General features: G+C 62.0%; 9 protein-coding genes and 1 pseudogene. 3 read left to right on the top strand and 7 right to left on the bottom strand.

The annotated features are described in order from the left end of the window. From feaR to HX868_RS13855, 3 genes are all read right to left on the bottom strand, one after another. Positions 1–923: transcriptional regulator FeaR (feaR, locus tag HX868_RS13865; RefSeq protein ID WP_177003280.1), on the bottom strand; the 923-nt coding region annotated here is incomplete at its 3' end. A gap of 513 nt (positions 924–1,436) precedes the next feature. Further along, a complete protein-coding gene (locus tag HX868_RS13860; RefSeq protein WP_177003246.1) occupies positions 1,437–2,003 on the bottom strand; it encodes a DUF3156 family protein in 567 nt (188 codons plus the stop codon). After that, positions 1,966–3,465, bottom strand: a complete 1,500-nt coding sequence (locus tag HX868_RS13855) for an APC family permease (RefSeq protein WP_177003245.1) — start codon at positions 3,463–3,465, stop codon at positions 1,966–1,968. The genes HX868_RS13860 and HX868_RS13855 overlap by 38 nt, the downstream gene beginning before the upstream one ends. 217 nt (positions 3,466–3,682) lie before the next feature. Here HX868_RS13855 and HX868_RS13850 point away from each other — a divergent pair, with 217 nt between their 5' ends. Further along, a complete protein-coding gene (locus HX868_RS13850; RefSeq protein ID WP_177003244.1) occupies positions 3,683–5,005 on the top strand; it encodes an alginate export family protein in 1,323 nt (440 codons plus the stop codon). A 32-nt stretch (positions 5,006–5,037) separates the two neighbouring features. Here HX868_RS13850 and HX868_RS13845 read toward each other — a convergent pair. Together HX868_RS13845 and HX868_RS13840 are read right to left on the bottom strand one after the other, a co-directional pair. Beyond that, positions 5,038–5,517 (bottom strand): annotated as a pseudogene (locus HX868_RS13845) (flavin reductase family protein); the annotation flags it as partial. A gap of 58 nt (positions 5,518–5,575) precedes the next feature. Next, positions 5,576–6,745 (bottom strand): p-hydroxyphenylacetate 3-hydroxylase oxygenase component, encoded by a 1,170-nt coding sequence (locus tag HX868_RS13840; RefSeq protein WP_028617044.1) that lies wholly within the window; start codon positions 6,743–6,745, stop codon positions 5,576–5,578. A 236-nt stretch (positions 6,746–6,981) separates the two neighbouring features. Between HX868_RS13840 and HX868_RS13835 the strand changes: the two genes are divergently transcribed. Next, a complete protein-coding gene (locus tag HX868_RS13835) occupies positions 6,982–8,469 on the top strand; it encodes an aldehyde dehydrogenase family protein (protein WP_177003242.1) in 1,488 nt (495 codons plus the stop codon). Here the strand turns inward: HX868_RS13835 and HX868_RS13830 are convergent. Further along, the gene (locus HX868_RS13830) at positions 8,444–8,866 is read right to left on the bottom strand and encodes a RidA family protein (RefSeq protein WP_177003241.1); all 423 of its coding nucleotides are present in this window, start codon (positions 8,864–8,866) and stop codon (positions 8,444–8,446) included. The genes HX868_RS13835 and HX868_RS13830 overlap by 26 nt on opposite strands. Before the next feature lie 402 nt (positions 8,867–9,268). Here HX868_RS13830 and HX868_RS13825 point away from each other — a divergent pair, with 402 nt between their 5' ends. Beyond that, entirely contained in the window at positions 9,269–9,544 is a 276-nt protein-coding gene (locus HX868_RS13825) for a DUF6124 family protein (protein ID WP_177003240.1), read from the top strand. Positions 9,545–9,797: 253 nt separating this feature from the next. Here HX868_RS13825 and HX868_RS13820 read toward each other — a convergent pair whose 3' ends face one another. Next, positions 9,798–10,730, bottom strand: coding sequence for a pyridoxamine 5'-phosphate oxidase family protein (locus HX868_RS13820; RefSeq protein ID WP_177003239.1), 933 nt, complete (start codon positions 10,728–10,730; stop codon positions 9,798–9,800). Positions 10,731–10,803: the final 73 nt, after the last annotated feature.

The following is a 10,803-nucleotide window of genomic DNA, read 5'->3' as shown; positions in this document are numbered from 1 at the left end:
AGCCGGCTCGAACGGAAATCCTTGGGCGACACCTCGAATTGCTTCTTGAACGACCGGCTGAAATGCGCCGAATCGGTAAAGCCCCACTTGTAGGCAATCGAGGTGATCGACTCGCTGCGCAGGAACGGGTTGGTCAAGTCATCCGCACTGCGTTTGAGCCGCGCCCGCTGGATGTAGCGGCAGACACTGTCGTCCTGCTCTTCGAACAGACGGTACAGGTGGCGTACCGAGATGTTCAGCCGATTGGCCAGGCCGATCGGGCTGAGGCCAGGCTGGCTCAGGGACTCATCGATGACCTTCTGTACGTAGCTGCGCAGGTTGTTGCCCTGCAACGCCGCCAGACCCTCGCGACACTCGTCGCCCTGCTCAAGCGCCGAGCCGAGCAGCGACACAAAGGCGGTTTGCAGCGCCTCTAATTCACCTGCGCCGTCTTCGGTGTCGTCCTTGCACAGTTGGTCCATCAGCACATGCAGCATGCGCCCACAGGCCTTGGTCGAGGAGATCTTGCCAAAGGCGCGTGCGTCGCCGCCCAGGTGCTTGCACACCTGCGGGCGTGACAGTGACAGCGAGGCGTGTTCGATGAGGCCGAAGGGGGTGATTTCGATGGAGCCTACCGAGTCCATCAGCAGCATCTCGCCGGGTGCCAGTTGCAGGGTCTGGCCGTTCTGTACGATCTGCGAGTAGCCGCTGCGCTGGCTGACCAGGAAGCAATCCTGGTCGTTGTCGTGGTCGGCATGGTGCGCCGGGCGTTTGATCAGCCCGGCATTGGTGCGCAGGATCGCGACGCCGCGTGGCAGGTCTTTTATCTCGCCGATGAACAGTGAGCGGTTGAATGCCAGTTCGGTGTCGAAGTAACCGCACGCGGCGCGTAGGTCGCGGTTCCAGGTGTCCAGCCCGTCGTGTGCATGCTGTGGGATGCTCATGGGGTGTCTCCGCAAAGGATTCTTTTTGTTGTTCTGGCGCAATAGTTAACATGTTATCTATATGCACGCAACAACAACCTGTTTGCCCTTTGCAGAAGCACTAATGATGCCAATCGGGAGAGTTGCGGGGGGTCTACTGTAGGAGCTGGCTTGCCGGCGATGGCGGTTTCACGGGTGTCTGGGATGCTTGGGGTGGAGTACATATCCGTTGCTGTGGTAACGGCTGGTATTGGTTCCGCCCTTACGGCGGGTCACTTTTGGAAAAGAGCCCCAAAAGTAACCAAAAGGGCTCTTGCCCCAACACTCGGTACCTCGCCTAGGCTCGGTATGCCCGTAATCCGACAGGGATTTGGGGGGCCGCCGCCACGCGCCATCCATGGCGCGGGGCGGCTAAACCGGCATCCCTGCCGGTTTACCCCCCAAATCCCTGTCGAATTCCGGCCAGCGTGTTTGACGGGGCGCCTAAGATCAAAAGCAAGATCAAGGGCGCTCGCTTCGCATCGAGAGTGGTTTTTAGAGGCTGGATAGCAGTTGTTGCAGGCCTTTCAGAGCTGTCAGCAGGTGGGTGCGTTGTACTGGGCTTAGGGCGATGTAGCGTCGAAAGGCCGGTAAACGATTGACCACTTCACTGCCGCCCATATGCTCCAGGCGCACACACCATTGCTGACCTTTCAGCTCGATGCGCAGGCGCTTGAAATCCAGCGGCATCAGCGCTTGGAACAGCGCAGTGTCCGCCAGTAATCGCGTCTGCAACTCACGCCCCAATGCCTGATTGCCGGAGCGGCGCCGTACACGAATGCCAGTGCGTCGAATCGCGCCGCCATGGTGCACGTCGAAGCTCGCTGTGCCTCCTGTCGCAGCAGGCACACGCAGAACAAACTCAGTCAACACCAGGTGCATCAACAACTGCGACTCGGTGCGTTCGACAATCTCGAACGCCACGCCGTCCACTTCAAGTGTCGCCAAACCGAGGTTGCGCCGCAGGTGCGCCAGGGTCACTCCTGGCCGATAACCTGCCGGCGCGCGCTCGGCGCGAAACAGTTCAAACAGTCTTTGCCGCAAAATCGCCATAACGCTCATCGGCCAGCTCCGGTTGGTGACTGAATTCCTTTGCCAACACGTCCTCCACGGAGGCCGGCTTGAAGGGGTTGACCTTCTGCACCACCAGGGTCCAGAACAGCGCATACGCGGCCGTGCCGCCCAACATCACGCCGAACGGCACGTAGATGTCCGCCGGGTTCATACCCGGTGGTGTGATGAACCACATGCCCAGCAGGATGCCGATGCTCGACACGATCTGTGGCAGTGGGAACCAAGGCGAGCGATACGCCCGTGGCAAATCCGGCCGACGGATGCGCAGGCTCACCACTGAGATCGTCACCAGCAGGTAGGCAAAGCTCCACGCGCACACCGCCGCCAGCACCAGGTGCATGATGTTGTCGGTGTTGCCGCCCAGGTACAGCGCGTGCAGGCAAGGAATCAGCATCGCCACCAGGATGCACAACAGCGGCGTCTTGAAGCGTGGGTGCAGGTAGGTGAAGACTTTGGGCAACGCCCCATCCACCGCCATGCCGTAGAGAATGCGTGGCACACCGGCCATCAAGGTGTTGATGGTGGCCGCGCCGGCAAACAGGAAGCCGATGCCCAGCCACAGCGGGCCGATTTGGCCCATCACTTGTTCGGCGAATTTGGGGATGGCCATGGGTGTGTCCAGCAAGTGCACGCCGGAGGCGGCATCGAGCAGCACGTTTTCTACTTGGCGTTTCATTGCTGCGCCGTAGATGAACATGCACGTGGCCACACCCATCAGCCCCAACATCATGGCGCGCGGCATCACCTTGGCCGATTGGCGCAGGTCTGGCGCCAGCGGTGTGACGAACTCGCAGCCGACGAACATGAACATCGCCATGCCTACCAACGACAGCACGGTGATCAGGTCGGTGCCCACCAGCGATTCACCGAACCAGCCGTCCAATTGCACGGCGGGCGCGGCGATCAGGCCCAGCACGCCGAACACCATCAGGGTGGTCCACATGCCGAAGGTGAGGATGATTTCTGCACGACCAAACGCGCTGACACCAAACGCGTTCAGCACACCAAAGACGATCACGAAGCCGACGCCGAGCAACCACGAACCGCCGGCCGATTCCGCCAAGGTGTTGAGGTGCTCGAAGTTCACCAGGGCCATGACCCCGGACAGGATGGTTTCGGCGGTGCCGGCGAACACATGCACGATCAGGTAGGCCGACAAGGTGCCGGTGATCGCGAAAAACCGCCCCATGCCGCAGTTGATGTAGTCGTACACCGAACCGGTGGTGGGCAGTATCGAGGCGGCCTCGGCGAAGGTGGTGGCCTGGGCCAGCATCATCACCACGGCGATCAGCATCGCCAAGGCAAACGCACTGCCGCCGATGCCAAAGCCCATGGTAGCGGTGAGAATCACCGGGCTGGCCATGATCAGGCCAATGGTGCTGGCCAAGGCGGTGGGGAAACCTACCGTGCCTCGGTTGAGGTGCGCGGTGAGTCGGTCGTTGATCGACATGATGGGGTCCTCGAAAGCGGTTTTTTTTAATGTGTCAGCACTCTGCGCCCCACTCGAGTTGATCGTCTTGCCCCTGTCTGCCGCCGATTTTGTTGCTCCCTGCCACAGCGTAGGGCGTGGCGGCCTGGGTCAATTCCCTGGCACGCAGAGAAAAGACTTCGCCCCCCGCGCTCGCCCTAATGCGCCCTCACTCTTAACCAAGATGGGGACAATAACAATGGAGCACACACTGAAAAATCGTCGCCTGCGCCAGGCGGTCGGCCTGGGCATAGCGCTGCTGATAGGCCAGGCCCAGGCCATCGAGTTGTATGCCGATGCCGACACCAGGGTCACCGGCAACTTCCTCGCCGTCTATGGGATGTTCAACAGCCCGAAGAACTACGACGGGCGAAGCGGCGGTTCCACCTGGCGCGAGGCCTTTATCAAGTACGGCCTGAGCGTGGACCAGAGCCTCGGTGCCTTGGGCGGCGTGTATGGCACCGCCAACTTGGTGAGTTCCGGCACCTGGGGCGATGGCGATGCGTCCGGGGTCACCACCGGCAAGGAACGCACCACCAAGTTTGACGAAGCCTTCGCCGGCTGGCGCTCCGGCGATCTGTTCCCGGCCTTGGGCAAGGACGGCGTGGACCTGTCGTTCGGCCGCCAAATCATCATGCTGGGCGACGGTTTCCTGATCAATGATGACGGCCCCAACCTCGGCAAGGGCGTGGGCGATGGGGAATTCAACCGTGGCGGCGCCTACTACATCGCCGCACGCCATGCCTTCGACAAGACCGCCGTGATCCGCCTGGGCGGCAAGGATGGCGTGCATGGCAGCCTGATGTGGATCAAGTCCGACAACCCCGCCCAGGCCATGACCGAAATGGCCGCCGGCACCCTGGAGTACAGTGCCGCACCGGGCACCCTGGGCCTTACCTACATTCATGGAATCGACGTGGATGAACGCTTCGCCAGCGAGGTGCAGCGCCAACGCAAGGGCATGAACCTCTATAGCCTGCGCGGCGCCGGCAATGCCGGCATCGACAACGCGCATTTCGCCTTTGAACTGGCCCGCCAGGACCGCCGCGACAGCCAACAGAACGCCGGTTACGCCGAAGCCGGCTACACCTTCGCCGACCTACCCTGGTCGCCGGACCTGACCTATCGCTACGCGCGCTATTCAAAGAACTGGGACGCAATGTTCGCAGGTTTCAACCGGGGCTACGGCACGTGGGTGCAGGGTGAAGTCGCCGGCAATTACTCCGGCCCGTACAACACCAATACGTCGGTGCAACACGTGGCGTTCAAGGTCAAACCGCTGGAGAACGTCACCCTCGGCGCGCTGTTCTTCGACTACACCACTGTCAGCACGCGTGGCCAACTCAATCTGGATGGCCGCGAGCTGGACCTGTACGCCGAATGGGCGGTGAACGAGCACCTGATCATCACGCCGCTGCTGGGCCTGTATAAGCCCAACAAAGATGCCGAGACCGGCGGCAACCAGGTCGGTGGCAACGGCACCAACGTCTACAGTCAGTTGGTGGTCGCCGTGCCGTTCTGAACCGTCTCGGGCGCGCACGGACGCAGCGCCTGGACCTCGGCATAAGCGCCCTGGTGGTACAACAGCGGCGCACGCCCGAAGTCATCGAAGGCGACCACTTTGCCGATCATGATCCAGTGGTCGCCGCCGTCGATCTGCTGGTATTTCTCGCAGTGGAACCGCGCCGAGCAATCGGCGAATACGGGCGAACCACCCTCCCCCGGTTCGTATTCAATCAGGGCAAAGCGGTCTTCACGAGGGCGCGCAAAGTTGTTGGACAGGTGCACCTGGTCGGCCGCCAGTACATTCACTGCAAAATGGCTGGCCTCCTCGAACACCTCGTGGCTGTTGGAGCGTTTATCAATGCTCCACAGCACCAGCGGCGGGTCGAGGGACACCGAGTTGAAACTGTTGGCGGTCACACCCACCTTGCGCCCGGAGGCGGTGGCGGCAGTGACCACGGTCACGCCGGTGGCAAAGTTGCCCAGGGCGCGACGAAAGGCCCGTGGGTCGAAAAGGCTGCGGTCAGACATGCAAGACTCCCGGACGCCATCGGATGGGCGCCCTGATTGTTGTGAGGGGAAGAACGCGCTACACCATGCTCGGGTCCGGCTCCAGGCCCATCAGCTCACGGCCGAGGATCTGCGCGCAGACGTCGTAGTCGGTGTAGGCATGGGCGCCGGTCATGTGGGAATCGCGGAACAGGCGCTGCATTTCGTTGTGTTCGAACCAGGCATTGCCACCGGCGGCGGCGAACAGCCGGTCCACGGCTTCGATGCACATTTTCGTTGCGTAGGCCTGGTTGGTGCGCCAGAACGCCAGGGTTTCGCGGCTCGGGTAGCGGTGCGCGGCGCTATGTTCGGCGTGGTCCTGCCAGGTCTTTTCGAGGAATGCGCGGGCGGCCGCCACTTGGTGGGTGGATTCGGCCAGGCGCATCAAGGCGGGCGTGGCCGCACCGACGGCGGCACCGGTGTAGGCGCGAACGCGGTTTTTGGTTTTTTCGCGGAACACCTCCAGCATGCGCTCGGCCACGCCGAGGCTGACGGTGGAAAACCCGCTTGCAAAATACGGGCGGTACGGCGCGTAGAAAATCTGGCTGTCGGGATAAAGGCCGAAACCTGCGGACTTGCCTTCCATCATGTCCTTGGCTTTCTGGATACGATGCTCGGGCACCCAGGCATTGTCGATGACCAGGGTCTTGGTGCCGCTGCCCTTCATGCCGGCAGCGAACCAATCGTCACGGATCTGGTAGTCACTGCGCGGCAGCACGGCGAAGCAGTAATCCTGGCCGCCTTCGGCGTTCTGCCGGCGGCAGCCGACAATCGCCCACTCGCCATGGTCACAACCGCTGCTCCAGCCCATTTCACCACTGAAGTGCACACCGCCCTCGCCCTCCACCACCCGGCCAAACGGCGCAATACTGCTGCTGGCGGTGGCGTGCGGGTTTTCGCCCCAGATCTCTTGCTGCAACTGCGCCGAAAACAGCGCCAGTTGGTGGCTGTGGGTGCACAACAAGCTCATGGCCCAGGCGGTGCTGGCGCAACTGCCGGCAAGCAAGGCGATGCAGTCGGCGAACTCGGGCAGCGACAGTTCCAGCCCGCCAAAGGCCTTGGGTTGAAAGGCGCGGTGCAGGCCGATGCTTTTGAGCAAGGCGATGTTTTCATCCGGCACCTGACGCTGCTGCTCGGCCCGCGTGGCATTCGCGGCAATCAGGGGCAGGAGGGGCTTGAGGTCTTCAAGGAGCGGGTTTGGCTTTTTCATGGACGGCCCTGCTTATTATTGGAAGTCCGGCGGGCGCTCCGGTTTGAGGAACGGCGCCTGATGCAGGGCCAGTATCGATGGGGGCGCACAGGTGGAAAATGCACGTTCCACAGGCAAGGTTGTACTTTTCATAGGCGTGGCAGCCACAGACATCTCGCGCGGCAGGCAGAGTCAAGCCATGGCTCGGTGCCTTGGTTACCCTCGGGCTTTCCTTTGTGAACTGCCAGGAACCTGCCATGAGTGATATCCCGCTGCTGCCCCAAGTCGAAGCCTTTCTGCGTCGGCCCCATGGGTTATTCATCGACGGCGTGAACGTGCGCAGCCATTCCAGCCAGACGCTGGCCGTGACCAACCCGGCCACCGGTGACGTGATCGCCCAGGTGGCCGATGCGGACCTGACGGATATCGACGCAGCGGTGGACTCCGCCAACCGTGGCTTCCAGCTCTGGTCCCAGGCGTTACCCGCGACACGCGGCAACGTACTGCTCAAGCTCGCGGACTTGCTGGAACGCAACCGCGAAGAGCTGGCGCAGATTGAAACCTGCCAGTCCGGCAAGATCATCCAGATTGCCCGCGCGTTCGAAGTCGACCAGGCCGCGCACTTCCTGCGTTACTACGCGGGCTGGGCGACCAAGCTCAGTGGCCAGACCCTTACCCCGTCGCTGCCCTCGTTCAATGGCGAGCGCTACACCGCATTCACCCTGCGTGAACCGGTGGGCGTAGTGGTGGGCATCGTGCCGTGGAATTTCTCCACCATGATCGCCATCTGGAAACTCGCCTCGGCGCTGGTGACCGGCTGCAGCATCATCATCAAGCCCAGCGAATTCACGCCGCTGACCCTTCTGCGCATTGCCGAACTGGCTGTCGAAGCCGGGTTGCCAGCCGGTGTGCTTAACGTGCTCACCGGCGGCGGACATATCGGCAAAGGCCTGGTGGAACACCCTGGCACCCACAAAGTGTCCTTCACCGGCTCCGTGCCGACGGGCATCGCTGTCGGCCGCAGCGCCATGGGCGCCGGCCTCACCCGTGCGACGTTGGAACTGGGCGGCAAGAATGCCGCTGGCTTCCTGCGCGATGTGGACGTGGACAAGGCGGTGGACGGCATCATCGAAGCGGGCTTTTTGCACTCCGGGCAAATCTGCGCGGCGGCCGAGCGTTTCTTCGTGCATCGTTCGCAAATGGACGCTGTGTTGGACAGGCTCAGCCAGCGCCTCAGTCGCCTCACCATCGGCTCGCCACTGGATGAACGCACCGAATTCGGCCCGGTCACCCACCACCAGCACCAACTCAAGTTGCTCGGTTACTTCAGCCAGGCCCGCGCCGAAAACAACACGATCATCCACGGCGGCACCCTGATTGACCGTCCCGGCTGCTACGTCGAACCCACGGTGATCCTGGCCAACAGCATCAACGACACCCTGCTCAACGAAGAAACCTTCGGCCCCATCGCCACCTTCCTGCCCTACGACAGCGAAGATGAACTGCTCGCCCTGATGAACAACGGCCCCTACGGCCTCAGCGCGAGCCTGTGGACCAACGACCTGGGCAAGGCCCTGCGCATGGTGCCGGCGATCCAGGCCGGCACCGTGTGGGTGAACATGCACACGCTGCTCGACCCGGCAGTACCGTTTGGTGGGAATCGCTCTTCGGGGGTGGGCCGGGAGTTTGGCAGTGCGTTCATCGAGGATTACACCGAGCTCAAGTCGGTGATGATTCGGTACTGAACGGAACAACCGCCTCCGCCTCGATCTCGATCAACCACTCCGGCAATGACAACCCGCTGACGATAATCCACGAAGACGGCGGCGGGTTGCGCGGGAAGCGCTGCCGCAGCGCCTGTGCGATCGGTTCCTGCTGGTCGCGGGCGGACTCGGCGATATACAGCCGCAGCATGATCACATGGGACAGATCACCGCCGACTTCGGCCAGCACCTTGTCGATATTGTCGAGCGCAGCGGCGGTCTGCTCGGCAATGTTTGGGCCGACCGTGCGCTCGTCCGCATCCACCCCCACCTGGCCGGACAGCATGATGCGCCGACCCTGTGGCACCTCAAGGGCCTGGCTGAAGCCGTATTGCAGGGAGTTGAATACCGTCGTGGGATTGATGACCTTTCGTTGCATGACGCTTCCTTGTTGTCGGTAGGAAAACAAGGCTAACCCATTGAGTGGGGGCAATTCGGTGATTCAATATCTGGCAACATTTCAGCCCCTGCAGGCTCCGCAACCACCGGACCGTTCTTACATAACTTTCGGGTTGCGTCCGATGAACCTCGCCGCTAACCTTCGCGGGTCGCTGCAAATTCAGCGAACGGGTGTGGAAGCCCGAACTCTCCAGGCGTATAAGCGCCCATAGCCTTTAGCGGGCGCTTTTTTCATGTCCGCGATAAAGTGTTATGGCGGCTGTACGCGGGGCACCTTCGGGTGCGCCGGGGTCCTGGAGTCCGGTCTTCCACACCTGCGTACAGTCGCCACCCATCATGTGGAAGTGATTGTGGCGGCTCCTTTAACTCCAGGAGCAACCGTATGAAAAAAGTCACCCCCAATCCCCCGTCATCCACCTCGGATGACAATCCGCAACTTCCTCCCGATGTCATTTTCACCGTCCGTCCCGGACTCAGTACCGAAGCCGCCTTGAGCAATGCCAGCGAGATGCTTGATTCAGCGGCTGTCTGTGCCTATGACTGCGCCGAACACCTTGATGGGCCAAGCCGTAAAAAGGTGCTGGCAGTGGTGCAGATGGTCGAGATTGCGCAGTTGTTGGTCGATGAGGCGCTGAACCGGGAATGCCCGGTGGCCTGATCAAACACGCAATTCCCTGTGGGAGCCGGGCTTGCCCTAATGCCAGTCAGTTAAGAAGTTGAAAGGGTAAAAAAGTGACCTGTGGCGAGGGAGCTTGCTCCCGTAGGACTGCGCAGCAGTCCCAGGCTTTTTGAACAAAGAGCTGGGGCCGCTTCGCGGCCCAACGGGAGCAAGCTCCCTCGCCACAGGAACAGTGTTCGCCTTAACTGACTGGCATTAGGGCTTGCCAGCTCCCACATTTGGGCGTCGTCGCCTACCAACGCCCCATCGCCAGACTGAACGGCGAAAACTCCGCGAACTGCCACCGCAACGCCAACGCCGCCGGGCGGCGCACCACTTGTTCCACCGTCACCGTCCACAGTCGCTGGGCGCCCTCGAACAGCGCCACTTCCGGGCCGTCGAGGATCAACGTGGTACGCCCGGCCACTTGCAGCACATCCCCCGATTCAAAGTCGATGAACAACAACCCGGCCACCGGGTTGGCTTGCAGGTTGCCCAGGGTGGCGAAAAACAGGTTGCCGGCAAAGTCGGGGATGGTCAGCACGTTGCCTTCGACCCGCACAAAACCCGTGTTGCCACCTCTGTGAGAAACATCTACCGAACGTTGGCCGTCCACCTCGACGTAGCTGGCGACGAACAGCGTGTCGGCGTTGCGGATCAGGGTTTGGGCGGCTGCGTCCAGGTCGTTGAAGCGCTCGACCGCCGTGCCGGGTTTACGGGCAATGCCATCGACCGGGCGCAGTTGGATGTACTTGGGGCAATTGCCGAAAGTGTGCACCACGTCGACCGAAAAGCCGTCGTGATCGAGTGCACCCACATGGCCGTTCATGCGGTTGCGACGCCGGGTGTTGAGGTCGATGCCCAACAGGCCGACGGCTGCTCCCTCACGCAGGGCGTTGCGGGCCGGGTCGGTCGCGGACGGCAGGCTGTCGATCTGCAGGGTCTGCGGGTCCGGCGAGTGGGCAAAGCCTGGCGCGCCTTCGATCATCGTCGCCCAAGGGATGCCCTGCTCGTCCACCGCGCCCAGCACCAGGTAAGGCAATAAGGGGTAGAAATCCCGGTGCTGTTCCGGCAGGTGATCGCGGATCACCTTCGGCCCGACCACGGCCATGCGGTCGGCCACGCCCACCGCCTCTTGTATGTGCCGTTCGCCGGCATGCCAGGGAGATTGTTCGATCAGGTTCATGGCGAGCACCTCAGGTTGGATGTGTCGATGCTGCGCCCTGCCAGCCGGCGTGAGAATCACCACACCAGGTAAT

The organism is Pseudomonas reactans (assembly GCF_013385825.1).
Lineage (GTDB): Bacteria > Pseudomonadota > Gammaproteobacteria > Pseudomonadales > Pseudomonadaceae > Aquipseudomonas > Aquipseudomonas reactans.
Note: the sequence above shows the minus strand (reverse complement) of the source record. Positions and strands in the feature narration are given on the sequence as shown.